The sequence below is a fragment of the Shewanella sp. GD03713 genome (assembly GCF_029843705.1).
GTDB lineage: Bacteria > Pseudomonadota > Gammaproteobacteria > Enterobacterales > Shewanellaceae > Shewanella.
In genome coordinates this window covers 305310-331560 of record NZ_JAOCIW010000001.1, presented here as the reverse complement: position 1 = coordinate 331560, position 26251 = coordinate 305310, and the positions used below count along the sequence as shown (strand labels likewise).

The window sequence follows — 26251 nt, the reverse complement described above, 5'->3', positions numbered from 1 at the left end:
TATTCATTCACTGGGCAGTCACTTTATCGCGACCACACAACCACCATTAGCCGCGGCTAGCGCGCTTACGGTCGTTTTCAGTTAAGTGTTTTTTACGAACACGGATGCTCTTAGGTGTTACTTCAACTAATTCGTCATCATCGATAAACTCAAGCGCTTGCTCAAGAGTTAAGGTGATTGGCGTAGTCAGTACTTGAGCTTCGTCAGTACCAGAAGCACGCATGTTAGTCAGCTGCTTACCTTTCAGACAGTTAACTGTCAGGTCGTTAGAACGTGAGTGGATACCCACTACTTGACCTTCGTAAACTTCGGCAGCGTGGCCGATAAACAGACGACCGCGATCCTGCAGACCGAACAGTGCGAATGTCAGCGCCTTACCAGTCGCGTTAGAGATCAATACGCCGTTAGCGCGTTGACCGATATCGCCACCTTTGTGCGGACCGTAGTGATCGAATGAGTGGTAAATCAGACCAGTACCAGAAGTTGCAGTTAAGAACTCAGTTTGGAAACCGATTAAGCCACGGCTTGGGATGATAAAGTCAACGCGCACGCGGCCTTTACCGTCAAGCTGCATGTCTTTCATCTCAGCTTTACGTACACCCAGCTTCTCGATGACTGTACCTTGATGTTCTTCTTCAACGTCAACGGTCAGGGTCTCGTATGGCTCACACAGTTCGCCATCGATGGTTTTTAAGATAACTTCTGGGCGAGAAACCGCTAATTCGTAACCTTCACGACGCATGTTTTCGATCAGGATAGATAAGTGTAATTCACCACGGCCAGATACCGCGAAACGGTCTGGGCTGTCAGTTTCTTCAACACGCAGTGCCACGTTGTGCACTAATTCCTGTTGCAGACGCTCAAGAATGTTACGTGAAGTCACGTACTTACCTTCTTTACCTGCGAAAGGTGAAGTGTTGACTTGGAAAGTCATGGTCAGTGTTGGTTCGTCAACTGACAGTGGTGGCAGCGCTTCAACATTACCAGCGGCACACACAGTGTCAGAAATTTTCAGCTCGCCTAAACCGGTAATAGCCACGATGTCGCCAGCGTTTGCTACGTCAACTTCGGTACGCTCTAAGCCCATGTAACCTAATACTTGGCCCATTTTACCGTTACGAGTCTTACCATCAGCGCCGATCACGGTCACTTGTTGGTTAGTCTTGATGCTACCACGCTTGATGCGGCCAACACCGATAACACCCACGTATGAGTTGTAATCGAGCTGAGAAATTTGCATCTGGAATGGACCTTCAGCGTCAGCTGCAGGTGAAGATACTTTTTCAACGATAGTTTGGAACAGTGGCGTCATATCAGTGCCAACTTCATCCGGATCTAACGTTGCGAAGCCGTTTAACGCAGAAGCGTAAACAACAGGGAAATCTAATTGCTCGTCAGTCGCACCTAAGTTGTCGAACAGGTCGAATACTTGGTCGATAACCCAATCAGGGCGCGCACCAGGACGGTCAATCTTGTTGATAACAACGATTGGCTTTAAGCCTTGTGCGAACGCTTTCTTGGTTACGAAGCGAGTCTGTGGCATTGGACCGTCAACGGCGTCAACCAGCAGTAATACTGAGTCCACCATAGACAGTACGCGCTCAACCTCACCACCGAAGTCGGCGTGGCCTGGGGTGTCTACGATGTTAATGCGGTAGTCGTTCCACTTGATGGCAGTATTCTTTGCCAGAATCGTGATCCCACGTTCCTTTTCAAGATCGTTGGAGTCCATCACCCGCTCAGTAGCTTCTCCCCGGGTTGCAAGGGTTCCTGATTGCGACAGCAGCTTGTCAACCAGGGTCGTTTTGCCATGGTCAACGTGCGCAATAATGGCGATGTTACGTAAATTCTCTAGCACGGATAAACCTCTTACCATCAAACAAAAATAGGGATATTTCAATATTCGTTATAGCAATCTACGTTGAGTCGCCATAAAAAAGCGTGACATTCTACTCCAGAGCGGCCTCGCCGCACAGGATTATTTTTGAACACTTATAAAACAATTTTTTGAGCACAGTGCTCAAAAGGTACTCTCTTGCCCGAGTCAAATAGCCTAAATGCACCGTTAATGCGCAGGCGATTCACCAGTTTATCTTGTCATCAACTAAGCTAAGCAGCTGAATTCACTGTTTTTCACTCAGTCCTACTTTTATCGCTCGGCCCAAAGCCGCCATAAGTATAGTCAATCCACGCCATCAAGCCGTGATGCGCCAGAGTGAGCCATAAAAATAAGCGCAGCAGGCACCAGTTAGCGGTTTCTGCGGATGCCTTTGGCCTCTGTTTCAATAAACTCTATCCCACATTGCGAACAACGAAATTAATTACTTGATAATTAAGCATTACTCAATATAACCAGCTATAACCGCCCCGCGAAAAACAGCTTAGGTTGCCACAGTTTTGTGACATTATTGCGGGCGATTGAAATAGTGAGCTTGCACGGTTATCTCGCCTCACTAATGTGCTAAATTCGTTGTGCTTTGTTTGGTTTCGAATCTTGTCAAAAGCCAGAATTGAGATACCAATCTGGCTTGCCTCTGAGCTTAATAGGCCGACGAGTTTGGGATAAATGGGCGTTGCGAGATTGCGCTCAAGTTGCTTGCACTAAAATGGTGTTGTGACGGTGCGCACCAAAATGGATTAATGCACCAAAATGCCACATGCAAACGCACCAACATAGTGCAACACGAAGTGAATTGTTGTGCACTAAAATATATAGCCTTTGATTATCAACACCTTAAATTGTTGGCATAGATATCGCTATATAGCTTGTAAGTTTGGCTCAAGCGCGACTTGAGTTAAAAGATTATAGAAGGGACATCCCTTTACCCTACCGGAGACTTGAGAATGTCAGTTGAATCAGTTTTAAAGCAACTTGAAGAATTAGAAGTTAAGTTTGTTGATTTACGTTTTACCGACACCAAAGGTAAAGAGCAGCACGTATCTATCCCTGCTCATCAGGTAGACGCTGATTTCTTCGAAGACGGCAAAATGTTTGACGGTTCGTCAATCGCTGGCTGGAAAGGCATTAACGAATCAGACATGGTGCTGATGCCAGACCCAACCACGTTTGTATTAGACCCATTCACCGAAGAAACCACTGCCCTGATCCGCTGTGACATTCTCGAGCCAGGCACTATGACTGGTTATGACCGCGACCCACGTTCTATCGCGAAAAAAGCGGAAGAATACTTACGCTCTACCGGTATCGCTGACACTGTATTAGTTGGACCAGAACCAGAATTCTTCCTGTTCGACGACGTACGTTTCGGTACTGACATGTCTGGTTGTTTCGTGAAAATCGACGCTAAAGAAGCGGCATGGAACTCTGGCACTAGCTACGAAGGTGGTAACACTGGTCACCGTCCATTCGTGAAAGGCGGTTACTTCCCAGTTGCTCCTGTTGACTCATCACAAGACTTACGTAGCGCTATGTGTTTAGTGCTCGAAGAAATGGGGCAAGTCGTTGAAGCTCACCACCACGAAGTGGCGACTGCGGGTCAAAACGAAATCGCAACTCGCTTCAACACTCTGACTAAGAAAGCGGACGAAATCCAAATTCTGAAGTACGTAGTACACAACATGGCTCACGCCTATGGTAAGACTGCGACTTTCATGCCTAAGCCAATCGTTGGCGACAACGGTAGCGGTATGCACGTTCACCAATCTCTGTCTAAAGACGGTGTGAACCTGTTCGCAGGCGACAAATACGCTGGTTTAAGTGAAACTGCACTGTACTACATCGGTGGTATCATCAAGCACGCTCGCGCGCTGAACGCTTTCACTAACCCAAGCACTAACTCTTACAAGCGTTTAGTACCACACTTCGAAGCACCAGTGATGTTAGCTTACTCAGCACGTAACCGCAGCGCTTCAATCCGTATTCCAGTGGTACCAAGCCCTAAAGGCCGTCGTATCGAAACTCGCTTCCCAGATCCACATGCAAACCCATACTTAGGTTTCGCAGCGCTGCTGATGGCGGGTATCGATGGTATCCAAAACAAGATCCATCCAGGCGAAGCTATGGATAAAGACTTGTACGATCTGCCAGCTGAAGAAGCGGCTGAAATCCCACAAGTAGCGACTTCATTAGAAAATGCGCTTGAAAACCTGCAAGCTGACCACGAGTTCTTAACTCGCGGCGGTGTATTCAGCGAAGATTTCATCCAATCTTACATTGCACTGAAATCTGCAGAAGCTGAGCGTGTAAGCCGTACAACTCACCCATTAGAGTTCGAGATGTACTACAGCCTGTAATGGCTAACGGCATCAATTAGCTGCACAACATCTACCAGCCCCGACGGTCTTCTGTCGGGGCTGTTTTGTCTCTATCGCACAGTGATTCCCAATTATTCCCCTGCCTATTCAACACCTCTACACGCATACACTCCGACCTCTCGTTGTTATCTGTCCATTTGTTGTCGCCTCGTGATTTGGGGTGCATAAAAAAGTAAAGGCTTTGTAAATCCAATTAAGAACTATTCTCGATTACAACTATAATAATGCGTCTTTTTTGGAGCCAAAAACGGAATACTCCCTATTCATATTCAGTTAGCGCATTGAATACAACCCATTAAAAACGCTTTCTGGGTCGCGAGGAAAGGCACCACAGTGCAGTCCTTTTGGCTTCTCATGTACCTATTGTTTTTGATGGAGAATACTATGCCTAAGTCTATCGGGCCGATAAGCCGACTCCTCGCAGCGGAATCTGTTCAGTAATGGTAAGGGTTAAAGGCGCTTTACAATCTTTTGTGTCTCAGTTTGAGACACAAAATGTAGCACACTAAAACCAGACTACCGGATAGTCAGGATTTTGCAAACGAGTATTTAGCTGGTGTGCTTTTGGGGTGAATTTTCAAAAAATACCCCAAAAGCAATGAAACGGGTGGCTTTAGGGAAACGCGTTTTTTCTAGGACTTCTCTTATTTCCGAGTTTGCCCATGTTTTGATCCTCACAAGGAATCAGCCAAACGTAATAGGAAGCGATTAGATAGATAAATGCACTTCCTGAACAACGTTGCACCACTAATGGATTTTAACGCTTTAAAATTGATTCTAGAGAGCGATGAGTGGCTTAGATTTGTTTAGTGCGTCCAAAAATTTCTCATAATGTTTTTTAGCACCTTGTTTAACAGGATGACTTGAGTAAACGTGAACCGGAGTCTTTAGTGCATAGAAGGTCTGGATTATCGACTCCTTCCAGAAAACACACTCATTCTTGAACTGGCATTGTTTGTTCTTTTTAACAACCCATTCATCTGCCGCCTTGCTTAATATGCGGCTTAACTTGTCTTTGGAACCCTCATCCCAACCAACAAATCCATGTAGATGATATCCAATGTCTCCGGTCAGGGAATATTCAAGCGAAAACCATATTCTGAAATTTGTATAGTTTTGGGACTCGACATTCTTTTGAATTCTTTTTGCCAGCTCGTCTACTCGCTGCTTCTGGTTGTCTGGCGTGATTGATTCATTCAGCTCTTTACCTAGATTCAATGTGAAGGAGTAAAAGCGCTTACACTGTTCCCTCATTGCTAAGGTCATTAAACAATGTTTGTATAATTTATCTAGCTTTACCCATTTAGGTAATTCACCTTCTAGGTACCCTAAAGATCTATAAACTAGGAACCGTTTAACGCCACCATTACTTGATGACGTAAGAAACTCCATGTTATCAATCATCTGAGTGAAAACTTCATTCCTTTTCAGCACAGTTTCTGGCGAGAAAATTTCCTCAACTATTGGATAGAAATTTCCTGATGCTTTTGCCTCTTCTCTCACTTCCCTAGATTCACGGTTTAAGCGTTTTGCGTGAAATAGTTGGTTCTCTGGAAAAGTTTTTGGGGGGTTGTGCGTTAATCCTGAATCTTGACCTTCAACTAACTCGAGCAATCCACGATTATCTTTTTCGTGTCTACTATCGCGAATATTCTTGCGTTTCAAAGCAATAAGATAAGATAGTTTTTCATTCATTGGTTTGCGACTTAGTCCTCTGTATAAATATTCATCAGGACTCATCTTTTTAAAACTTTCATCTTTTGTTCTATATATCAAAATGTTATACTGCTTCTGTAAATTGTTGTTATTAAAAAAGAACCTCTTGCCGGAGGTTTTTTTGTTTATGCGCTCACAATACTTTTCTGCTCTGCCTTTATCTCTTCAATCTCTTTCTCAAGCATCTCTCTAACTATCAGCTCCGGTAGATCTTCGTTGATCTCAGGTTCTTCACCTAACTTAAAGCTTGCTCTTAGGGTGTCATTTGAAAGCTTTAAGCTGGTGGCTATTGCTGACAGGGAACGTGCAATAAGTACCGCCTCTTTGGTGTCCCTTGGTGAGTCCGGTAGTTCATCCAAAAGCACATGTAATTTACTGCGTAGCTTTGACGACAAAGCTAGATCATCCATAAGCAGGGCAGATGCCTTATCTCTTATGAAATCACTAGCTAGGGAGTCTTTCAGGGCATTTTGATATTTGAGGATAATTTGCTTCTTAATTTCACCGGATTTGATACCTGCTCGCTTCTGAATGCCTCTGACGGTGTGATACGAAAGGCCGAACTGGCTTGATACAGCGGCAAGTGAATAACCTGCCGCAATCATCGCTAAAACTTCGCCTTCGATATGGGGCGGAGTCTTAGCCAATAACTTCTCCTTCTTCGTTCAGGTTTGCCCGTAATCTGAGAGTGTTTAAGCCTTCAGCTATCAGATACGCAACCAAATCTCGATACTCCATATCGGAGTGCTCAGCAAGCCCAATGATGATTTCATTCAGCTCTTTACGTATACGAATAGGGTGGCTTGTGTTGATGCTCATATTACTTCACCCCCAAGATCGGCAAGGTTACGTTTTTAGCAATATTAGCTTCACGAAGTAAGAAGTCTGCCAATGTGGATTGTTGTAGGCCGTGACCACGCCCAAAAGTAGTGCAACCAGTGAGCACCAAAGCTTCCAACGCTTTAATATCATCTAGGCCAGTGTTCTTTGCGACCTGCTTGATTGCTTTCGCAGTAACTTGATCACCAAACTTTAGGCCGTTAATGACATTCTTGAGTGCATTAAGGTTTGCAAGTGCCGAGGTTTGATCATTCGTCTCAATGGCGTTAATGGCTGTAGAAACGAGATCTGAACAAAAGTTAATTCTATCTAACATTATTTAAGTCCTTGTTTAGCTAAAGAAGCGCTGATTCGGTATAAACCACCTAAGTGTTGATATTTAGAGGTTTCCTTGACCTCCAGCTCTAACTGTCTCTGTTTCCTCTGCGCTTCTTTTTGCTTGGACTGTTGATTGATTAGTTCTTGCTCCTCGAATGAGATTTTTTGGGGTTCACTCTGCTTGTATTTATTAGCTAGTCGATAAATCTCGTGCTCTGAAAGCTGATTTAAATAGCTTAATTCTAAACCTTGATCTTGGAGATCCAGAATTAAGATATCTAGTGTTTTAGATATATTATTTCTCATAAATTTTATTTTACTCTGTATAAGGATAAATCTTTACGATTCAGACACCTGCATTATACACATAATGAAAAAACGTAGCTACATTACATAGCTACATCAACTGTTTGTAAGCTGTGTATAATCCGTGGATATATAGAAAAGTAGATCTTTATCAGCGGGTTAGTGCCAGCAAAATATTTTGCTCTTATAGTTCGATCGCTTCTTATTTGATCGAGTTTTGCTTTTTTACCCTTTGGACTGTTGAAACTGAACACCCGAGCATCTCTGCAGTTTTACGAATACTCATCGTTTGCAGGTGAGTGTGAATCGCTTGGTGAAGCTTTTCATCCTTGTTTTGACCTCCCCATGTTTTCCCTTCGGCTTTGGCTTTAGCAATGCCTTGGGCTTGTCTAACCCTTCTCGTTTCGTAATCGTCCCGAGCCATACCCGCAGCAAGGTCAATCATAAAGTTTGTAAGAGCCTTTTGAATGAAGCCGGAATTCACATCGTTTGCTGTTAGTGCTGAATGTGTTTGAGGTTGATCAGCTATTACAATGATGATCCCTTTGCTCGCAATCTTGCTCTTTAAGCTCTGCCAAGTTTCCCAAGGTAAGCGGCTCAAGCGATCCATCTTCTCAATGAGCAGAATGTCCCCCTCAGATGCTTCCTCAATAAGCCGATTTAGCTCTGGGCGGTCAGGGTCGTTTCCTGATACGTTTTCTTGATAAAAGGTCGTAATCTTTACGTGGTGTGCTTTAGCGAAGGCGATTAACTCCGGTTTGGCGCGTAAGCTGTCTTGATCTTTGGTTGAAGCTCGAAGGTAAGCACGAATGGTAAGATTAGGTGTATTCAGCATGTGGTGTCTCAAGTCATTACATTTAGGTGTATTCATTTGGCTCTGAAAGCCGCATTCCTACGTTATACCAAATGTATTCATTGAAGTATACATGCTGAGCACAGTTAGTTATCTTGAATGAACTTTAGATGGTAAAGCTAATCTAGCTTTTAATCCGACATTCCGCAGCTAATTTAGGAATAAACTACCTCATAGAATCTACCGAGTAATTTGAGTAGTTGTGTTTGGTGATCTTGAAGTCCAGTGATGAACCTTTGGCCGTTAATCTCTAGCGTATCTATGCCTTCGAATTGCAAGAAGACCCAACGTGCCGTCGGTCTGGAGGTCGTCTTGTTCTTTACCATACTTGGGAAGAACGCTTCGGTTTGTGCGAGTTGTTCTCTGATTTTGTGTTCTAAACTAGCGTAAACAAGCAAGCTCAACGTCATTATCATTAGCAACGCTTCAATGCGCTCAGGCTTTTTCAAGAAGATGGAAGAGGTTAAAAACTCAGGGCTTTTTAGAAAACGGAAGCCGCGCTCGACTTTTTGTTGCGATTTGTAATGTGCTAGAAGAGCCGCCATGGTGAGTGCTTCATTGTCGGTGTCATTCGTCGCGAGGATAAACATGCCTACTTTGAGCTTAGCCAGTTTTACTTTTTCTAGGTCGGTGAAGGGGGCGGCTTCGATAAAGTATTGGTATCCTGTCGGTGCTTCATCTGTCTTTGGGCGGCCCGAATGAGAGTAAGTCGGCTGTTTGATGAGAGTGCCTTGTTCAAACCCAAGTAAGTCACATTGTTTCTTGAAATCGTTAAACGCTAATTCTGCGTCAACTTCACAAGCGAATGGTTTTTTACTTAGCTTTTCCAACGCTTTGATTTCTTTTGCTATGTTTTTCTCTAAGTTCTTGAAGAAAGTGATTTCTTCCCGCTTGGTGGCCTGTTCACTGTGAACGAGCAACCAACGTTGATTGACCTTTCCGTAATCCGAGTCTATCCAACATCCTGAGTAGCCATGACCGATAGTGCTTAATTGCTCTGGCTCTAGCGCAAGTAGTGCTTGTTTTGCGAGCTTGATGGTCATGGGGACACGGGTAATGAATTTTTGATTTTGCTCATCTAGCGAGGAGATGCTTTCTTCGGTGTACAAAGCGGCATCAGCGATAAAGTAACGACTATTTTGCGCGGCTTTTAGGCAATGTATGTGTCTTTTAGTGACTTCAGCGAATGCCTTGGCATCATTGGTGTTACCACTCAGTGCTTGCATGTAAACAGGAATACCTGCTTGGTTTTCACAGATGAGTTCAAGCACGACTTGGTTAAGCTCTGGCCTATGATCCCGACTATAACCTCTTACAAGCTTAATCACGTTGGTGTTTTCATCTTGTGCATACTCACCATCAACGTGGAAGCTAGTGATATCAAGATGAACAGAATCGGTCGTCAAGCCCAGTTTATCAACAACACGCTCAGCAATAACCTGATAGAGCGCTGAGACATCGGCTTCGTATAGAGCATCTAATGTGCGGCCTAGTACATCATCAGTCAGGTGGTGTGCTTCAATGTCTTTGGCGAGTAGCTTAGATACAGGCTTGGTCTTAAAAAAGTCCGAGAACATGTGCAGTGTTCTGCTATGAAAGCCAAGTCCATTTAGGAGCATGGCCAATACCGCGTCACCATGAGAAACATTGTGGTCAGAATATTTTGGGATAACGGCATCTATCATCCGTGGCAGGCCAATTTCGTGACAAAAGGCGGCAATGAGACCAAGGTGATCTAAGCGTTTAATAACAGGATGGGTAGACATATTTTGAGACCGTCAAATAGCAGTAATAGATCAAAACTGTCGATCGCGGTCAAGATGGTGTCGTAGTTTTTATGAAAAGCTGATCGCCAGATCACACTATTTAAATTCTGGAATTAGCTGCGGAATGACGGTTTAATAGATTATTAGCAATTCCCCCTATACATGCATGTGTTGAGTTCACGAGATAGTAAACCGTAACCCTTAGCTTCATAAACTTCAAAAACAGCGTGTACTACACTGCTAGGAATTTTGAGTTCTTCTTTTAGTTTTTTGCCATCTAGCCACTGACCAAAAGAGCATTCATCAACGATTTTTATTAAATACCCCATCATTTCGCTATTACCTGCAATGGCAGTCAAATATAGGATAAATGATGGGTCAATCAAATCTATATTAACTGGAATTCTTGATCCTAACGCATTGTTTAGTCTTATATAACCTGACTGATTCAATGTGGCTAAAGGTCTAGAATACTTTAGATAAAAATCTTCGTTGAAATTGAGGTCGGTCGAATCTTCTTCAACTAATTTTGCATAAAGTAGTCGAGATACCTGTCGAATATCTTCATGTAAATGGCTAATTGGATCTTCTAGTTTTTCGATGCGTTTGGATATTTCTACATTATCTAGTTCAGCTTGTATCTGAACAAATGATGCTGCTACCGGAAAGTTAACTCCAGCTATCCTTACTATACGACAAAACCAATCTATTGATTTGTTCATTGAATCCTCCTGATTCCTAGAAATTTACGGTAAATCTGCTTAACTATATCCCTACAAAAATTTTAACTTTGAATGCATATCGCATTGTTTAATTTAATATTTTTTTACCAAGCTCCTGTTCAATTGTTCCTTTTGAAACGCAAGTTAGCGTTATGTCTTGGTCAACTGCACCTGGTTTATATTCACCTTGAATGTTGGATCGAATCACTATATTTGAAGAATCCACAATAATATTGAATGCTACAGAGGTTTTCGTGCGGTTATCTTTTAAGTAGTCGATGCCCATTGTAGTTCCGCAATTAGCTTGATCTGGAGTTAACTTCCAATTTTTAGAACTAGTCGAGATAAAGCCTGCATTATCATCACTTGATTGGATTTGAAAACCATCGAGTAATAATGCTCTCTTAGCTTTTGCCAAAGTATCGGCTTGAGTAGATTGATGCATAGCGGAGTAATTTTTATCTTGAATGAGTGGAGCTTTATAGGTTGTCGCACAACCTGTGAGCAAAACTGAAATTAATGAAGGGATCAAATAACGCATTTTTTCTCCTTAAAACAGCACAATTGGCAGCCAGTGTCCCTTATAAATCATGGAGTACATTATGATTAAAGAGACTATTTTAAAAATAACATCGAAACTTCAGCAGGTTAGCACCAAAAGCATTCAAGGTACAAACTAAAATTACCAAATTGGTAGAGAAACCTCACATACCGAGAAGTTAACGAAATGGGATGAAAGGCTCGGAGCATTCATTTGTTCTTTCTAACAAAAGATTTATACAGTAAGGTGTAACAAGAGTTTGTTTCCTTTGACCAAAAACCAGCGTAAATCAGCTTCTTAGAAAACGTAGAGAGGGTTCGACTCCCTCTCTTAAACCACCCTTTTCGGCAACTATAATTACACTGAGCACTCCACCAGCATCAGTTCATTAAAATCCCTATAAAACAAAAAGGCTACCTAGCGTACTTGGTAGCCTCTTCGCTGATAGAATTAGATTAACTTGATTTCATCACCAATCTAAGCAATCAATTACGCAGAGCAAATCCTTTAGCTCAAACTCATTTGTATAAATATCAGTAGTGCCGCCTTCTGAAAGTTCATGACCAATAACAGTTTGTATCTTAGCGAGACTAATGTCCTGACTTCTGGCTTTAGTTACTACCGTATGTCTCAAACTGTGGAATGAATAACGCCTCTTTTTCGGCGTTGTTTTGGGTATGCCGATCGCATCCAAACTAAGCCTAAACTTTGAGGTAATGTAATTATCAACTTTCACATCTCCAAAAAGCTTTTCCTCTATATCCAAAGAAGACTTCTTAGCCTTATAGAACCGCACAAAACCTTTATCAAACAGTGACTTATGCAATGGAATCATACGTTTAGCATTTTCATTCTTTCCCTCTTCAATGAACAAGAAGAATCTGTCACAGCTCTTATCATAACGAACGGATGAAATCTTTAGATTGAAAAGATCTCCTCGCCTAGCTCCGGTATATATTCCAAGCAACATAATCCATTTGTAGTCAGAACACGGCTGCGATTTCCAGTAATCGACCACCTGACTAATTTGAGTATGAGAAAATGAAGCGTATGAAAGTGATTCAAACTCGACACGAACCCCTGTCGTAGGTGCGACCTTTAACCAACCCATTTCATCTGTCAGATATCGCGAGAACAATGACTGATAATCTTTTAAAGCTTCTTTAGCTTGCTTAGATGCAACCAACTCGTCTTCAGAAACACTTCTTTCTCTTGCAGCCTCGACCGCTTCTTCGAGAGTCCTGCCGCAGTAAGGGCTCTTGTTACGTCTCGGCATATTCGAAATACAGTCTAATAAATCACGAAGTTTAAATTTCGTAACCTCATGAATACTGATATCACCAAGTATCAGGAGTAAAAGATCAAAGTTCCGCATTCGAGCATTTTTGGCAGAAGCAGTTAACCCCAATGAACCATTTTTATTTCTGCGATTTTCACGCCAAGACATGTACTGGCAAATTGCTTCAGACAATGACACATCAACATTAGGAGGGCAGGCTTGAACATTCGGTGTAACAGAATGATTTTTAACAATTATATCATCATTCTCCACCATAAAAGTGCGGACTTTTCGAGCCTCCACAGCGTCATTTTCATCATGAATTACTACATCACCGTAGATTGTTTTTATCATGGAGAAATGCATTTTCAGAGAGGTTTCAAGATTTCGAGCCATTACAACACCTTTTAATTCACAAATTTTAGATACAACTATCCTAGTGAATTCCAAAGCAACATCTGGCGATCTTGTATTTAAACTCTGCCTTAAGACGGCAGGTAATCCGGTCATATCTTGGACTACTCTCGGTACTCGATACCGCAAGTAATAGATCCCATTCCGTAGATAGGTATGGGGAATTTTTCGTGTCTCAGTTTGTAGCACATCTTGTAGCACAAAGGCCTCGCATAGCTGCGAGGCCTCTGTTTACAAGAAGGTTGAGCTGGCCGATAAGCCTAGTCGCCGCCGCAGTTATCTGCCAACTGGGGCTTGTTAATGTGGCAACAGCCGCTGAAAACGATATGGAGCGCATGGTGGTCTCCGCCACCCGCTCACCGACCCAAATCAGCGATCTCTCCAGCACTGTGTGGATCATTGATGAAGCCAGCATTCGCGAGCAAACCGATAGTGGCAAAGGCATTAAGGAAATGCTCGCCGCCTTAGTGCCGTCGATGGATGTATCCAGCCAAGGGCGCACCAACTTTGGCCAGAATATTCGCGGTCGCGCCATGGTGGTCCTAATCGATGGCGTGTCGATGAACACCTCCCGCAGCATCAGCCGTCAGCTCGACAGTATCGATCCATTCAATATTGCCCGCATCGAAGTGCTCGCTGGCGCGTCGGCTATCTATGGCGGTGGCGCACTGGGCGGTGCCATTAATATCGTTACTAAAAAAGCAGCTGACAGCAGTGATACCTTCGAAGCCGAAGCGGGATTCAAATCCGGCTTTAATAGCAGTGATGATTTAGATTACCGCACCGCGCTGGCGGTGACAGGGGGCAGCAATTCGCTAAAAGGGCGCTTCAGTGCCGCTTGGCAGGAAAACGGCCAATGGTTTGATGGCAGCAGCAACCCTGTGATGCTGGACATTACCCAAACTGGAATGCAGTACACCCAAGGTTATGATTTAATGGCGAATATGGATTGGCAGCTTGCCAATGACGCCAACCTCAGCGCCATGGCACAATACTATCGCAATGGTTCAGACAATGAACATGGTCTGTATATGGGTGAGAACTTCTCCGGCGTCACTGGCGATGCCTCAGTGCTCGAAACCCGTAAGGGATTAGACGCTGACCGCAGCCCCGCCACCGAGCGCACTTTGCTGAATCTGTCCTACTCCCAGAATGAGTTTCTTGGTCAAACCCTGTATTTACAAGGCTTTTATCGCAAAGAGAATCTGGATTTCCACCCGTTCCCCTATGTCAATGAAACCAGCGGCGTCTACAACTTCTCAGCATCGGCCCAAAACACCAGCATCTATGGTTTGAAGGCGGTCGTTGAATCCAAGCCCGTCAATAGTCTCACACTCACTTGGGGACTGGATTGGGATAAAGAAAGTTTTGATTCGAGCCAAATGAGCTTCGACCTCGATGCCGCCAACCAACACGGCGGCTTAGTGATGCGCGAGCTGTTCACTACCGGCCGTTATGTCGACTTTTCGGTCGAATCCATTGCTGCATTTGTCCAAAGCAGTTGGGAGATGAATAGCTTTTTGGTGCTAAACGCAGGCTATCGTTATCAACACATGGAAAACAGTGTTGATGATTTTATCGGTTATAACCAACAGGTGGCGATCGCCTCTGGCAAAGCCACGGGAGCCGATGCCATTAAAGGCGGCAGCACTGACTATAACATAGGGTTAGTCAACCTCGGCTTGGTGGCTAAGTTAAGCCAAGACCAACAACTCTGGCTTGCCTATTCCCAAGGCTTTGAACTGCCAGACCTATCGAAATACTATGGCCGCGGCACCTATAAGGCCGATGCCGACGGTTACTTACAGCTGCAAAACAGCATCAATATCAATGATACTCGCCTTGATGGGATCAAGACCGACTCCATGGAGCTGGGATGGCGTTATCTTGCAGACCGTTGGCAGGCGCAAGCCAGCGTCTATTATGCCGTGTCTGACAAGGTCATTGAGGTCAACAGCAAAGATCTGACCATCAATGTCAAAGACCAAGATAAGCGCAGCTATGGCCTAGAGGCACAACTGAACTTTGATATCAGCTCCGACTGGCAAGTCGGCACCAACCTGCATCTGGTGCGCAGTGAAGTAAAAGATGAAGATAACTGGATTGATGAAACCGTCACTTATGCTTCGCCCTCTAAGGCCACCGCCTTCATTGGCTGGCGCGGCGACACACAGAAGATCCGTTTACAGGCTGAACACAGTTTCAGCGCCGAATCTGACTATCGCTTCAAAACCAACGATGGCTTAGCGAGTGAGCTTGATAGCTACACGACGCTGGATTTACTGGGCTCTATCGATTTACCGGTCGGCACCTTGAGCTACGGCATCGAAAACCTGCTCGATAAAGACTACAGCACCCTGTGGGGCCAAAGAGCGGTGTATTTCTACAGCCCGACCTACGGTCCTGAGTCTATGTTCGACTACCATGGCCGTGGCCGCACCTTTGCCCTCAATTATCAACTGAGTTGGTGATAACAGGCTAAATGGCATCAATCACTTGTGTTCAGCCTTCCCTTAAGGCGGGTTGAGCAAATGCCACAAACAAAAAACGGTCCCCAAGTGGACCGTTTTTTATGCTGATGCATGCAGGATCAAGCTGATTATTTGCAACGACCAATGCGCGAACCCGTGCTGGTGACTTTATCGCAACCTTTTTTGCTGACTTTCTTCTCGACGCTGCTTGCCACAGTCGAATCGGTATCAGTATCACTGACCGAGGCGCAGCCACTCAAGCCTAATACGGCAACGGGTAACAGTATCGCAATCCATTTTTTTAGCATTTCATTCATCCCTGATTAAATAGTGATATTGGCCTTGGGTGTTTGCATACAGCCCAGTGTGAGTAAGCTAATCAATAAACGAACGAGGCACAACGTTACAAACGAGCCTAACTCGGTAAATACTCCTTTCTACTGACGTGCTCTCGCCGTGCGGCTAATACACCTAAACAGAAGCTATCATGTTAACAAGAGTCACATCACCCGGAATCAGATGCTGAATAGGCTCAAGCACGCTTGTTAACCGTTACCCAAAACCAAACAAGAGTTTATTTCCAATCCCTTCTTGCGCTTATGCGAATGACTCGCTAGCTTGAGCATGTCCATGCTGCATGATTGACTCCTCTCATTTGGGCGCTCCTAATGACTCACCGACACAATGATAAAAATAACAATAGGCGCTTAGCTATGTGGCAAAAACTCAAACCCTATCAAGACTCTATTGTGCTGCTCAGTGCATTATTACTTGGCGGCATGATCGGCATCTATTTGCCATCCTTGGCACTCAAGCTCAAGCCCCTAGGGCAAATCTTTTTAAATCTGTTGTTTATGATTATCGTGCCCTTAGTGGCGATCAGCGTGACCTCATCGATAGCCCGCATGACGGACTTAAAAAAGCTTGGGGCGATTTTAGTGTCAATTATGGGCGTTTCGATTCTGATGGCGATTATTCCCGCCGTCGGCATCACCTTACTGGCACTGATGTTTGATCCAGCCCAAGGCGTGACCCTCGATCTTAATCAAACCGTTAGCGACACCTCGGGGAAGATGGATTTTGTGGCGCTGCTGACCACCAATGACTTTTCTGGATTACTCTCCAAATCCAATATCTTGGCGCTTATCATCATGTCGGTGATTGCCGGAATCGCTATAGGTCAATCGGGGGAAGATGGCCGTAAAGTCTCGGCACTGCTCGACAGTTTTAATACCGTCATCATGAAGATAGTCGCCATTATTATGCTGGCCGCCCCCGTCGGCCTTGGCGCTTACTTTGCTTCCACCATGGCGAGTCAAGACCCACAACTTGTGGTGACCTTTGCCCGCGCCGTGGGATTATTTTTAGTAGCCTGTTTTATCTACCTCACCGTCGGCTCCACTTTTTATGCCTGGCTTGGCGGCGGCATGTACGGGATTAGACAATTTTGGCGCCACGCCCTCGAACCCGCAGTGACTGCATTAGGCACGACTTCGTCCCTCGCAACCCTGCCAGTCACCTTAAGGGCGGCGCTGAAGATGGGGATAAAACCCGAAATCGCCGATATCAGCCTGCCGCTGCTAGTGAATTTGAATAAGGGCGGCGCATCCATTATCACCGCACTGAAGATTGTGTTTATTTACTCTCTGCTCGGGTTAGATTTCACGGTCGATGTGTTTATGGTGACCATACTCATCTCCGTCCTATCCGCCTTCATCATTGGTGGCGTGCCGGGCGGCGCCTTCCTCGGGGAGATTTTTATCGTCACTACCTTAGGATTACCAATGGAAACCATCCCCATTCTAGTGGTGATAGGCGCCATTACCGACGCTCCTTCCACCGTCATAAACGTCGTCCACGATCTAAATGCCAGCCAGATTGTTGAACGCCTCAACCGTAAAAGGATTGAGCCATAGGGCTGTAATTGCCGAATAATTGACAACGAAACTCATCTGATTAGAATGCCAAACCATTGAAACAGAGCACATTTGTGCCGAGTAAAATCCGCTATGCTACCGCAGTACCAGAACACTGAGTCGATCAAACGAGTCAGCCACATGGAAGCGATGCGTTTTTTCAAACATAAACAATGGAGTGGTTATGCGTTGGTTGGCTTGGTTAGTTGTATGCGGGTATCTCAGCGGATGCGCAGCGGTAACGTCGAGAATGGGAGCAGATTCAACCTGGGGTCACTCATTTTCGAGTGTGCAAACGGCTGTCGATAATGGCGAGGAGTGTGTGGTGATATCCGCGATATCCGCTCCACCTCTGTTGCTGTTTACTGTCCCACTGACACTGGTGGATATGGGCGGGTCACTGGTAGTCGATGCAGTGATGCTACCCGTCGATTTGGCTATCACCCCAAGCAATCCAGAGCTTCGCACCCCACGGTCTATGTTCTGCCGCTATAACTACAGTATTTAAACATATTCGCCAGCCATAAATGACCTTAGCCTCAACCCGTGAGGCTAAAGGGTAATGTCATATCGGCATAGGGTGCAACTAGGTCGCCTTAGCGCACCCCATTCGTAGCCGCTTCGAGCAAGCCCTGTTCAATCTATTAACGATGGGCTTTTATCACCTCAAGCAACTTCGCGATATCGGCCTCATCGTTATAGATATGCGGCGATACGCGTATTCCTAAACTGCGGGCATCGACACTGATATTCGCCTCCGCCAACGCCGCCATGATGGTTGCTTGGCGCTCGCCAAATTGCAGGATCAAGGTGCCACTGCGCTTATCTACTTCCCGTGGCGAGACCAACTCATATTCCAATGTCTGGACGACTGTCTCCATCAACTGCAAGTTATGTTCACGCATCGCCTGTGAGCCAATATTGGCAAAATATTCAATGCTGTGGGCGGCAATCGCATAGGGCGCGATAGAAGGCGTACCGCCCCAAAACCGTAGCGCAGTTGGGTGATAGCGGAAATCATGGATATCAAACTCGAAGGGATTCTCATGGCTAAACCAACCCACATCCTGCGGCTGACACTGGGGCAAAATAGCTGGATTGACCCACAGATACGCAGCCCCTGGGCCTGAGCATAACCATTTCACACTCGAACCAATCATAAAGTCCGGCTGTAGTTTGGTTAAATCCAGCGGCAAAATCCCAGCCGATTGCGCTACATCCACGAGACTCAAGCAGCCACGCTCACGGGCAAGGGGAATGATCTGCGCCAATGGCGCCTGCTGACCAGTATTAGAATAGGCATGGCTGACAAAGACTAAATCGACATCGGCACAAATATGCGCGTCCCACACGTTGGGGTCGGTGACATCTAAGCCCTTGGGAATGAAGCGCAGCTCACAGCTTGCGGGCAATGCCTTTTTCAGGGCAAACCCCATGCTGGGAAAATCAATCTCGCTCATCAGCACCACGGCGCCATCACGATTTAATCTATCGAGGGACATCACCAACTTGGTCAAGGCGCTCGATAGGTTTACCTGCGGGCAAAAATCCTGTGGCTGACCATTAAATAGGCTCGCTAGCGCCGCGGTAAAGTTATCGATGACGCCCAACCATTGACCCCAAGGCTCGCGACCAGACTCCTGCCAAGGCGCAAAAAATGCCTGCTTAAATGCTTGCTCGGTCGATTTTAGTGGCCGCCCCACGGAATGGTTGAGCAGATAACCTGGGCCTGCAAGGCAAAAGTCTTGTTTTACGTTTAGCAGCATGGCCTTACCTTAAACTGTCTTTGAGTTTTTTCAGATCGTGATAACGGGTACGAATATCGTGTCGCAACACCGCCGCGCGTCTATCCCTTAAGCGCTCGAGGGAGCCGAGCAGCACATGCAACGGTGGGCCGCTGGCGGTGACCTTGGCTAAATGTTGCTGCTCCATATTCACCGAAGGCTCGGCAATGTATTTAGTCACCAACTCATTGTGGTGTTGAATGGCGGTTTCGCCATGCAATTCACAGACTTCGATAAACAGCTTAAGGTTTTCCTGATACCAATCCTGCTGCACGCAGGCCTTGGACTGTAAAAAGTCATCCATCAAATTCGGGCGGCGCATACACTCCCGCAGGATTTGTTGATCCTCTGGCATCATGTATAAAAACTTATCCACCAGCATTTGCGAATAGGCCGATTCGTTGGCAAAACATAGACCTAGGGTTAAATCGATAACGTTAATTCCGGCAAAGTCGCCAGCATTGGCGCCGCGATACACCACTGAGCCAACCCGATAGGGTTTGTAATAGGGGCGCACGCAATAGAAGAAGCGGTCGGTATCTAACCATTTAAATAACTGCTGATTTGACTCAATCACATCCTGCAATGCCTGCTTGGCCACCCGCAGTAAATCGTGGCTAATAGGATGAGAGATCCCCAAGGGCTGAATTTTTAATAGGGCATCGCTGGCGCGCTTATAGGCCAAGATGCCCTTAGTGTTGTAATCCACAAACAGCTTCTCGTCGGGCAAATCGGTAAAGCGTTTGTAGATACCATTGTGGGCACGGTTATGGGTGGTCAAATGAGCAGTAGCAAAGCGTGGCGTCACGCCGATGGAGGCGCCGATATGCATAGCGAGCGCCGAAGCCTCGACCAGTGGTGAAGTGGTTTCCCGCGTCGGCTCGGTAATCTCATGGCGACGACAGGCGGCCATATACAGGCCGACATTCCCTAGCAGATCGAAGGCACTGTCGAAGCCTTCATCGGTATTGCCTTCATCGAGCAGCGCCTTAATCAGCTCACGCCCTTCACTTTCTAATGTTTGCTTAAGCTCGGTGCCGATATCTAGCACATTGGCGCGGTCGGTCTGCTGGTAATAAAGCTGTTCGAGCTGGGAGTTGAGTTCCACAAAGCGACTGCGGATCCACTCATCGAAGGCTTCGGTGTTATAGGTGGCAGGTTTCACTTGGACATCCTTGGAAATTGTTATGGTTATTTTTACCGGAGCAAGTACTGATAGACGCGTTTTTACTTGGCTACTGGCGTCTTTAGCGTATCCGAGTTAACAAGAATGCAACTTCTGCTCGCGCGTTTCTAGCGCTAGCTCAAATTTATGAAAAATCCAATGCCACTTTTTATTTACACCTTGCGCCAGCTCAAGTTCTCAAATCCATTCCCCTCGCACAATAGCGCCAAATAAAGCTAGTCCTAATGCAAATCGCGCGGCAGGTTCCGCAGGGGTGAATCAAATGATTTTAATGGAGTTTATTGTCGTACTCGGCTGTTTACTGCTCGGTACCCGCTATGGTGGTATGGGGCTAGGGCTGATAAGTGGTATCGGCTTATTTTTACTGACGTTTGTGTTTGGTCTCGCCCCTGGACAACCGCCCGTACAGGTGATGCTCACCATTCTTGCGGTGATCGGCTGTGCCTCGGTGTTACAAACCGCAGGTGGTTTAAATGTGATGATGCAGTTTGCCGAGCGTTTACTGCGCCGCCATCCACAGTACATCACCATTCTGGCGCCGCTCACCACTTGGACCTTAACCTTTTTATGCGGAACTGGCCATGTGGTTTACACCATGTTCCCGATCATCTCCGATATCGCCCTGAAGAAAAACATTCGTCCAGAACGCCCGATGGCGGTGGCATCAGTCGCCTCGCAAATGGCGATTTGCGCTTCCCCAGTGTCGGTCGCCGTGGTCTCTATGGTATCGATTTTGGCGGCGCAGCATGGTGTCGGCCATGCCTACAGCATGCTGGAAATTTTAATGGTGTCTGTACCAGCATCCCTTTGCGGCGTGTTAGTGGCGGCCCTCTGGAGCCTGCGTCGTGGTAAAGATTTAGATAAGGACGAAGAGTTTCAGGCGCGAATTAAAGATCCCGAACAAAGGGCGTTTATCTACGACAAGAGCGAGACTCTGCTGGATCAAACCTTTCCTAAGGAAGCCTATTGGGCGACGGGGATTTTCTTCACCGCTATCGCCGCCGTGGTGTTACTCGGCTCCTTTAGCGAACTGCGCCCAGTGTTTGAGGCGAAGGGCAAACTGGCGCCGCTATCGATGAACTTAGTAATCCAGATGATGATGTTGATCGCTGGCGCTTTTATCTTAATGAGCTGCAAAGTCAAACCCACAGAAATTGCGAACGGCCCAGTGTTTAAGGCCGGCATGGTGGCGATTTTCTCGGTATTTGGCGTGGCTTGGATGAGTGATACTTACTTTATCAGTCATATGGATGTACTGAAGGAAAACCTCTCCCATGTGGTGCAAAACCAACCTTGGACCTATGCCTTAGTGCTGTTTTTAATCTCAAAACTGGTCAACAGCCAAGCGGCGGCGCTCACGGCTATCGCACCCATGGGCTTGGCCTTAGGCGTCGATCCTAAGCTGTTGATTGCCTTTTTACCCGCGAGCTATGGTTACTTTGTGCTACCCACTTATCCAAGCGATTTGGCCTGTATCGGCTTCGACCGAACAGGGACCACCAAAATTGGTAAGTTCATCATTAACCACAGCTTTATTATCCCGGGATTGATAGGCGTGGGCACAGCATCGACCGTCGGTTATCTGCTGGCAACCACCTTACTGTAAGCACGGTTTGAGGCGATAAAACACATAAGGCCGATAACGTGAACACGTTATCGGCCTTATGCTTGAAACAAGTGAAAGTTAAGCGCGATACATGGCGAGGAACATACGGATATTGGCATCAATGATCTCTTGCCGCTGCTCATCGTGATTTTTCAAATGGAACAATTTCGGCCAAAAGGCGAAGGCCTTAAACATGCCCCAAAACTGGGTTGCCGCCAGTGGAATATTATCGATTTTTAATGCCTTATGGGCCACGGCTCCGGCAAGCCACGCCTCTAATCCACCTTCTTGCTTAGCTAATCGTTCCATGGCCTCGGTCGCTTGAACCGGTGAACGAATAAACTCGGCCATCACTACCCTTGCCACTCGCAGGAAATCCGGTTGCTGATAAAGCTCCCAGCAGCGGCGTGCAATCTGTTGCAATTGTGATTCGAGGCTCAGCTCAGGATTAAATGCTAAGGTCGCCGCTTCCTTAGTGCGCGCCCACAGGTCACCGGTTGTCGCCTCGAATAACACTTCTTTGCTGGGGAAATGATTGTAAACAGTACGCTTGGAGACATTGGCACGCTGGGCAATTCTATCCATGCTGGCGCCGGCAAAACCATTGACCATAAATTCTTCCTGTGACGCGTCGAGGATCGCCAAACGCTTCAGTTGGGAATGTGTCAGTTTTACTGCTTTTTCTGCCATTGTGGTATGCCATCAAAATATTTGCCGAGATTTTACACTATTGAGTTTACTTTTGCACAGCCTTGAGTAAACTACACTGTGTAGTTTACTTTTATCAAGTTTACGATGCGACTCAAAATCACCTTGGCTATACTGTTACTCGGGAGTGTTATTATGACCTTAGATCCTAACACCATTCAAACTGCCCCAACTCAGGATCAACGCTTTCGTAATGAAGCGCCAAACACTCACAGTGGTGAAGGTAATTTACCAGCCATTTTATGGCGTTATGTCACTGAACGCATTCCCGATAAGACTCCGAGCCAAGCGCTACCGATTCAGCCCATGCAACTGCCTGCTACGGCGGGGGCGGGGGCAACGCCTATGCTGTATAAAATCAGCCACTCGACTGTGCTGTTACAGCTAAACGGCCAGTATTGGTTAACCGATCCTGTGTTTTCAAAGCGCGCCTCACCAAGCCAATGGTTTGGTCCAAAACGTTTTCACGCTCTGCCCATTGAGCTCGAAAACATTCCGCCGCTCGCTGGGATTATCTTGTCCCACGATCATTATGACCACTTAGACAAACAAAGCGTAGTGGCGCTCGCGGCGCGCACTCAGAAGTTTATTGTGCCACTGGGTGTCGATAAACATTTGATTGCTTGGGGTATCCCAAAGGAAAAAATTGTCGCCCTCAACTGGTGGCAGGCAACCGAACATCAAGGTGTGCGCTTTACCGCCACGCCCGCACAACATTTTTCAGGCCGAGGACTGAAAGACAGAAATCAAACCCTGTGGGCCTCTTGGGCGATTCAATCTCCTGAATTAAATATCTTTTTCAGTGGCGACTCAGGCTATTTTGATGGTTTTAAAAAGATTGGCGATAAACTTGGCCCCTTCGACCTCACCTTAGTCGAAACCGGTGCCTACGATGAGATGTGGGCCGATATCCACATGCAGCCTGAACAATCGCTACGGGCGCATTTAGATCTTCAAGGTCAATACCTTATCCCAATCCACAACAGCAGTTTCGACTTAGCGCTGCACAGTTGGTACGAACCCTTAGAGCGGATTGCCGCGGCGGCGAAAGCCTATGCAGTCCCCCTGCTGACCCCTGAGTTTGGTCAGGGGATTAACCTCAATGAGCTAGCCCACAGCCCAGCACTCAATCAAGGGTGGTGGAAGTCATACTTACCCAAGGACAGACCCGAGTTTGAAGTGGTTCCAGTCAAACTCGCCTCCAACAAATAGTCATAGAGGTATTTCCTTAGCGGCGCTTAATCAGTGCGCCGCTAAGGTTCCTCCCCACCCCAAGTACAACGAAAGCATTAAGCTCCCGGCAAACAGTCAGTACGCCTAGACGTTTTTAGCGACATCAGCATACAATCCGACCTTGTATCCTACTGAATCAATTTATCTTTTGAGAATGTCGTACTAAAGATGGTGAAAGGTTTTCGTTTATTAATACTCGCAGCGAGCCTAGTCTGCGGCCTTGGTTTTCTCAGCTACCACGGGCTGACTCGTTATAACTTAAATACGGACTACCAAGTGGGTGATGTGCTCGACTCACTCAATGGCGTCGAGATTTATTATAACGGCGGCGTCAACACTAACGAGGGGCGCAACCTCTCACTCGACGGCTATAACCTGGGTATCAAATACCAATGCGTAGAGTTCGTTAAACGTTACTTTTACCTGCGTTATCAACATAAAATGCCCGACAGTTTCGGTCACGCCAAAGACTTCTTCAACGACCTGTTGCCCGATGCGAGCTGGAATGAAAAACGCGCCCTACGGCAATATACTAATGGCAGCCAAAGCAAACCTATGGCCGATGATTTACTGGTATTCGCGCCATGGATGTTTAATCCCTACGGCCATGTCGCGATTGTCGCCAGCGTCACAGAGACCAGTATCGAAATTGCCCAGCAGAACCCCGGTCCTTTTGCGCCCTCACGGGAGGTTTTCCCCCTAGTGCAACGTGAAGGCCTGTGGTATATCGATGCCCCGCGCACCAAGGGTTGGTTACGCTGGGAAGCTCCTGCGACCATGATTATAGCGGGAGAGGTTGAGGAGAGCATTGGGGAGAGTGTTGAAGGAAGTACTGAGGGGAATCCCCAAGCAAACCAACAAGCGACTCCACTTAAACGCTAAGGTTAGGAGAACAAAAATGGGACTACTCGGCTGGCTAAAACGACACCTCGGCCCTAAGGCGAATACAGACTCACAGACTGCGGCTCTCCGAGCGATTTTTAATGAGCCCTTACCTCACCTGCTTTTGCCCAGCCATCAAGTTTATCCCATCGTCACCCCCGCGATGCAGCCCGATCTCGCCGCCTATCAAATACATTGCTTGTTGAGTAACCAAGATGAACAACGACTCGATGCCCTGCTCGCCGAGATGGCATTCGCGCCTGTTGTTGAAAAGGATGCAGCATCGAGTAAGCTGTTGCACCATGCCCAAGGGCAAAGCCATGTTTTTCTACATCAATATGCTGATTTTGCAGGGTTCTGCGTGCTACTCATCAGCAATGATATCGCACTGCTGCAACGGCTAATCGCCTTTAAGGCTGCGCCACCAGCGCCATGGGAAAGCTTTCCCGATGTCGATCCTGATACACTCGGGAGTCTGCAGGGCAATATTGAGTTTTGGTGCGATACGTTTTGGCGGCCCTACTGGTTATCACTCAGTGAGGCCGAGCGCAGTCAATACCCCACTAATTGGCATGAATTCAGCGAGTTCCACTAGCAGCGTTATACGGAGGTCAAAATGAAGCTCAAATTTATCACGCTCGCCATGCTGCTTTTTATTCTTGCTGGGTGCCTAGTGCCAGAACAGCCCGTCATCCCAGTCAAAGGCGCCAGCAATAAGGATTGGAATAGCCAAACCTTTTGGTATGAACCCTGGGGCAGCTCTGGCACCCACAAAGGCATTGATATATTTGCCGCGGCCAATACGCCCGTAATCGCGCCAACGCCGCTGTTGCTTCTGTATAAAGGGGAGTTTTTTAAGGGGGGTAAGGTGGTGGTAGGACTTGGCCCCAAATGGCAAATCCACTATTTTGCCCACCTCGATAGCCTTAACGCATCGACAGGGTTATTTGCGGGACGCGGGGATGTGCTCGGTACTGTCGGCACAACGGGGAACGCCCAAGGCAAACCGCCCCATTTGCACTATTCCATTTTAAGCATGTTACCCAGACCTTGGTTAATCGACACTTCAACCCAAGGATATAAAAAGGCGTTTTACTTAAATCCAATCGACTATTTAGACCCTAAGTAAAAGGTTGGTCGGTTAAGCATTCCCGTTGGCAACGACTTCAGCGGGTTGTTCAACGGGTTGAGTCACCTCGGTTTCTGCCGCGATAGCCTGCGCCGCTCGCTCGGCTTTAGAAACGTATTTAGGCTTATTGCTGCTATGCAACTTGGCATTGGCTTTTTTCGCCTTCTGTTTAAGCGTTTGGTTAATCTTCTTTTTACGGTTCATATGGGCACCAAGGCGAGAAAAAGGTCGCCATTATATTCTTCCTTCGACTCGGCAACAAATCGGCGGTTCAGCCTAGGAGAAAACCCTCAATCTAAATGCACC

General features: G+C 46.4%; 25 protein-coding genes. 9 read left to right on the top strand and 16 right to left on the bottom strand.

The window, feature by feature from the left end; all coding sequences use genetic code 11:
* Positions 1-46: 46 nt before the first annotated feature.
* A complete protein-coding gene (gene typA, locus N5E87_RS01635; RefSeq protein ID WP_011715535.1) occupies positions 47-1858 on the bottom strand; it encodes a translational GTPase TypA in 1812 nt (603 codons plus the stop codon).
* Positions 1859-2844: 986 nt separating this feature from the next.
* On the opposite strand from typA, the gene glnA reads away from it, so the two are divergent.
* Entirely contained in the window at positions 2845-4254 is a 1410-nt protein-coding gene (glnA, locus tag N5E87_RS01630; protein ID WP_011715534.1) for a glutamate--ammonia ligase, read from the top strand.
* Between the two features lie 798 nt (positions 4255-5052).
* On the opposite strand, the gene N5E87_RS01625 is transcribed toward glnA, so the two are convergent.
* From N5E87_RS01625 to N5E87_RS01580, 10 genes are all read right to left on the bottom strand, one after another.
* Complete coding sequence (locus N5E87_RS01625; protein WP_279774945.1) at positions 5053-6015, bottom strand: hypothetical protein; 963 nt, start codon at positions 6013-6015, stop codon at positions 5053-5055.
* 101 nt (positions 6016-6116) lie between these two features.
* Positions 6117-6638, bottom strand: a complete 522-nt coding sequence (locus N5E87_RS01620) for a hypothetical protein (protein WP_279774944.1) — start codon at positions 6636-6638, stop codon at positions 6117-6119.
* Positions 6631-6810 carry a hypothetical protein gene (locus N5E87_RS01615; RefSeq protein WP_041416821.1) on the bottom strand — a complete coding sequence of 60 codons (180 nt, stop codon included), beginning with the start codon at positions 6808-6810 and terminating at the stop codon, positions 6631-6633. Before N5E87_RS01615 ends, N5E87_RS01620 begins: the two co-directional genes overlap by 8 nt.
* A 1-nt stretch (position 6811) precedes the next feature.
* The gene (locus N5E87_RS01610; protein WP_279774942.1) at positions 6812-7147 is read right to left on the bottom strand and encodes a hypothetical protein; all 336 of its coding nucleotides are present in this window, start codon (positions 7145-7147) and stop codon (positions 6812-6814) included.
* A complete protein-coding gene (locus N5E87_RS01605) occupies positions 7147-7455 on the bottom strand; it encodes a hypothetical protein (RefSeq protein ID WP_279774940.1) in 309 nt (102 codons plus the stop codon). Before N5E87_RS01605 ends, N5E87_RS01610 begins: the two co-directional genes overlap by 1 nt.
* A 202-nt stretch (positions 7456-7657) precedes the next feature.
* A complete protein-coding gene (locus N5E87_RS01600) occupies positions 7658-8290 on the bottom strand; it encodes a recombinase family protein (protein ID WP_279774939.1) in 633 nt (210 codons plus the stop codon).
* Positions 8291-8463: 173 nt separating this feature from the next.
* Positions 8464-10074, bottom strand: coding sequence for an IS1634-like element ISSpu7 family transposase (locus N5E87_RS01595; RefSeq protein ID WP_011787758.1), 1611 nt, complete (start codon positions 10072-10074; stop codon positions 8464-8466).
* A 143-nt stretch (positions 10075-10217) separates the two neighbouring features.
* Positions 10218-10796 (bottom strand): hypothetical protein, encoded by a 579-nt coding sequence (locus N5E87_RS01590; RefSeq protein ID WP_126512000.1) that lies wholly within the window; start codon positions 10794-10796, stop codon positions 10218-10220.
* 88 nt (positions 10797-10884) lie between these two features.
* Positions 10885-11337: a hypothetical protein gene (locus N5E87_RS01585; protein WP_126512001.1), complete on the bottom strand. Its 453-nt coding sequence runs from the start codon at positions 11335-11337 to the stop codon at positions 10885-10887.
* Between the two features lie 469 nt (positions 11338-11806).
* Positions 11807-13219 (bottom strand): tyrosine-type recombinase/integrase, encoded by a 1413-nt coding sequence (locus N5E87_RS01580; RefSeq protein ID WP_347881490.1) that lies wholly within the window; start codon positions 13217-13219, stop codon positions 11807-11809.
* A gap of 113 nt (positions 13220-13332) precedes the next feature.
* Between N5E87_RS01580 and N5E87_RS01575 the strand changes: the two genes are divergently transcribed.
* Positions 13333-15501: a TonB-dependent siderophore receptor gene (locus N5E87_RS01575; RefSeq protein WP_279774937.1), complete on the top strand. Its 2169-nt coding sequence runs from the start codon at positions 13333-13335 to the stop codon at positions 15499-15501.
* 128 nt (positions 15502-15629) lie between these two features.
* On the opposite strand, the gene N5E87_RS01570 is transcribed toward N5E87_RS01575, so the two are convergent.
* A complete protein-coding gene (locus tag N5E87_RS01570; protein WP_164717910.1) occupies positions 15630-15809 on the bottom strand; it encodes a hypothetical protein in 180 nt (59 codons plus the stop codon).
* Between the two features lie 405 nt (positions 15810-16214).
* On the opposite strand from N5E87_RS01570, the gene N5E87_RS01565 reads away from it, so the two are divergent.
* Positions 16215-17417 carry a dicarboxylate/amino acid:cation symporter gene (locus N5E87_RS01565; RefSeq protein ID WP_126512285.1) on the top strand — a complete coding sequence of 401 codons (1203 nt, stop codon included), beginning with the start codon at positions 16215-16217 and terminating at the stop codon, positions 17415-17417.
* A 184-nt stretch (positions 17418-17601) separates the two neighbouring features.
* A complete protein-coding gene (locus tag N5E87_RS01560) occupies positions 17602-17925 on the top strand; it encodes a YceK/YidQ family lipoprotein (protein ID WP_011621102.1) in 324 nt (107 codons plus the stop codon).
* Between the two features lie 136 nt (positions 17926-18061).
* On the opposite strand, the gene N5E87_RS01555 is transcribed toward N5E87_RS01560, so the two are convergent.
* Together N5E87_RS01555 and N5E87_RS01550 are read right to left on the bottom strand one after the other, a co-directional pair.
* Positions 18062-19183 carry an aminotransferase class V-fold PLP-dependent enzyme gene (locus N5E87_RS01555; protein WP_126512284.1) on the bottom strand — a complete coding sequence of 374 codons (1122 nt, stop codon included), beginning with the start codon at positions 19181-19183 and terminating at the stop codon, positions 18062-18064.
* 4 nt (positions 19184-19187) lie between these two features.
* The gene (locus N5E87_RS01550; protein ID WP_126512283.1) at positions 19188-20366 is read right to left on the bottom strand and encodes a monodechloroaminopyrrolnitrin synthase PrnB family protein; all 1179 of its coding nucleotides are present in this window, start codon (positions 20364-20366) and stop codon (positions 19188-19190) included.
* Between the two features lie 283 nt (positions 20367-20649).
* On the opposite strand from N5E87_RS01550, the gene N5E87_RS01545 reads away from it, so the two are divergent.
* Positions 20650-21993 carry an anaerobic C4-dicarboxylate transporter gene (locus tag N5E87_RS01545; protein ID WP_126513271.1) on the top strand — a complete coding sequence of 448 codons (1344 nt, stop codon included), beginning with the start codon at positions 20650-20652 and terminating at the stop codon, positions 21991-21993.
* Positions 21994-22071: 78 nt separating this feature from the next.
* Here the strand turns inward: N5E87_RS01545 and N5E87_RS01540 are convergent, their stop codons facing one another.
* On the bottom strand, positions 22072-22683 hold the full coding sequence (locus N5E87_RS01540) for a TetR/AcrR family transcriptional regulator (RefSeq protein WP_126512282.1): 612 nt from the start codon (positions 22681-22683) through the stop codon (positions 22072-22074).
* 153 nt (positions 22684-22836) lie between these two features.
* On the opposite strand from N5E87_RS01540, the gene N5E87_RS01535 reads away from it, so the two are divergent.
* From N5E87_RS01535 to N5E87_RS01520, 4 genes are all read left to right on the top strand, one after another.
* Positions 22837-23913: an MBL fold metallo-hydrolase gene (locus N5E87_RS01535; protein WP_086903242.1), complete on the top strand. Its 1077-nt coding sequence runs from the start codon at positions 22837-22839 to the stop codon at positions 23911-23913.
* Between the two features lie 189 nt (positions 23914-24102).
* Positions 24103-24816 (top strand): CHAP domain-containing protein, encoded by a 714-nt coding sequence (locus tag N5E87_RS01530; RefSeq protein WP_086903243.1) that lies wholly within the window; start codon positions 24103-24105, stop codon positions 24814-24816.
* Positions 24817-24832: 16 nt separating this feature from the next.
* Positions 24833-25411: a hypothetical protein gene (locus N5E87_RS01525; RefSeq protein WP_086903244.1), complete on the top strand. Its 579-nt coding sequence runs from the start codon at positions 24833-24835 to the stop codon at positions 25409-25411.
* A gap of 21 nt (positions 25412-25432) precedes the next feature.
* The gene (locus N5E87_RS01520; RefSeq protein WP_086903245.1) at positions 25433-25945 is read left to right on the top strand and encodes a M23 family metallopeptidase; all 513 of its coding nucleotides are present in this window, start codon (positions 25433-25435) and stop codon (positions 25943-25945) included.
* A 12-nt stretch (positions 25946-25957) separates the two neighbouring features.
* Here N5E87_RS01520 and N5E87_RS01515 read toward each other — a convergent pair whose 3' ends face one another.
* Positions 25958-26149, bottom strand: a complete 192-nt coding sequence (locus tag N5E87_RS01515; protein ID WP_011627483.1) for a DUF2986 domain-containing protein — start codon at positions 26147-26149, stop codon at positions 25958-25960.
* Positions 26150-26251 lie beyond the last annotated feature (102 nt).

Excerpts from the sequence above, each read along its gene's own strand:
- N5E87_RS01535 (WP_086903242.1), top strand. The coding sequence starts at position 22,837 with ATGACCTTAGATCCTAACACCATTCAAACTGCCCCAACTCAGGATCAA.
- N5E87_RS01585 (WP_126512001.1), bottom strand. The coding sequence starts at position 11,337 with ATGCGTTATTTGATCCCTTCATTAATTTCAGTTTTGCTCACAGGTTGT.
- N5E87_RS01615 (WP_041416821.1), bottom strand. The coding sequence starts at position 6,810 with ATGAGCATCAACACAAGCCACCCTATTCGTATACGTAAAGAGCTGAAT.
- N5E87_RS01540 (WP_126512282.1), bottom strand. The coding sequence starts at position 22,683 with ATGGCAGAAAAAGCAGTAAAACTGACACATTCCCAACTGAAGCGTTTG.
- N5E87_RS01595 (WP_011787758.1), bottom strand. The coding sequence starts at position 10,074 with ATGTCTACCCATCCTGTTATTAAACGCTTAGATCACCTTGGTCTCATT.
- N5E87_RS01520 (WP_086903245.1), top strand. The coding sequence starts at position 25,433 with ATGAAGCTCAAATTTATCACGCTCGCCATGCTGCTTTTTATTCTTGCT.
- N5E87_RS01525 (WP_086903244.1), top strand. The coding sequence starts at position 24,833 with ATGGGACTACTCGGCTGGCTAAAACGACACCTCGGCCCTAAGGCGAAT.
- N5E87_RS01530 (WP_086903243.1), top strand. The coding sequence starts at position 24,103 with ATGGTGAAAGGTTTTCGTTTATTAATACTCGCAGCGAGCCTAGTCTGC.
- glnA (WP_011715534.1), top strand. The coding sequence starts at position 2,845 with ATGTCAGTTGAATCAGTTTTAAAGCAACTTGAAGAATTAGAAGTTAAG.
- N5E87_RS01590 (WP_126512000.1), bottom strand. The coding sequence starts at position 10,796 with ATGAACAAATCAATAGATTGGTTTTGTCGTATAGTAAGGATAGCTGGA.
- N5E87_RS01565 (WP_126512285.1), top strand. The coding sequence starts at position 16,215 with ATGTGGCAAAAACTCAAACCCTATCAAGACTCTATTGTGCTGCTCAGT.
- N5E87_RS01560 (WP_011621102.1), top strand. The coding sequence starts at position 17,602 with ATGCGTTGGTTGGCTTGGTTAGTTGTATGCGGGTATCTCAGCGGATGC.
- N5E87_RS01545 (WP_126513271.1), top strand. The coding sequence starts at position 20,650 with ATGATTTTAATGGAGTTTATTGTCGTACTCGGCTGTTTACTGCTCGGT.
- N5E87_RS01610 (WP_279774942.1), bottom strand. The coding sequence starts at position 7,147 with ATGTTAGATAGAATTAACTTTTGTTCAGATCTCGTTTCTACAGCCATT.
- N5E87_RS01515 (WP_011627483.1), bottom strand. The coding sequence starts at position 26,149 with ATGAACCGTAAAAAGAAGATTAACCAAACGCTTAAACAGAAGGCGAAA.
- N5E87_RS01625 (WP_279774945.1), bottom strand. The coding sequence starts at position 6,015 with ATGAGTCCTGATGAATATTTATACAGAGGACTAAGTCGCAAACCAATG.
- N5E87_RS01570 (WP_164717910.1), bottom strand. The coding sequence starts at position 15,809 with ATGCTAAAAAAATGGATTGCGATACTGTTACCCGTTGCCGTATTAGGC.
- N5E87_RS01600 (WP_279774939.1), bottom strand. The coding sequence starts at position 8,290 with ATGCTGAATACACCTAATCTTACCATTCGTGCTTACCTTCGAGCTTCA.
- N5E87_RS01555 (WP_126512284.1), bottom strand. The coding sequence starts at position 19,183 with ATGCTGCTAAACGTAAAACAAGACTTTTGCCTTGCAGGCCCAGGTTAT.
- N5E87_RS01605 (WP_279774940.1), bottom strand. The coding sequence starts at position 7,455 with ATGAGAAATAATATATCTAAAACACTAGATATCTTAATTCTGGATCTC.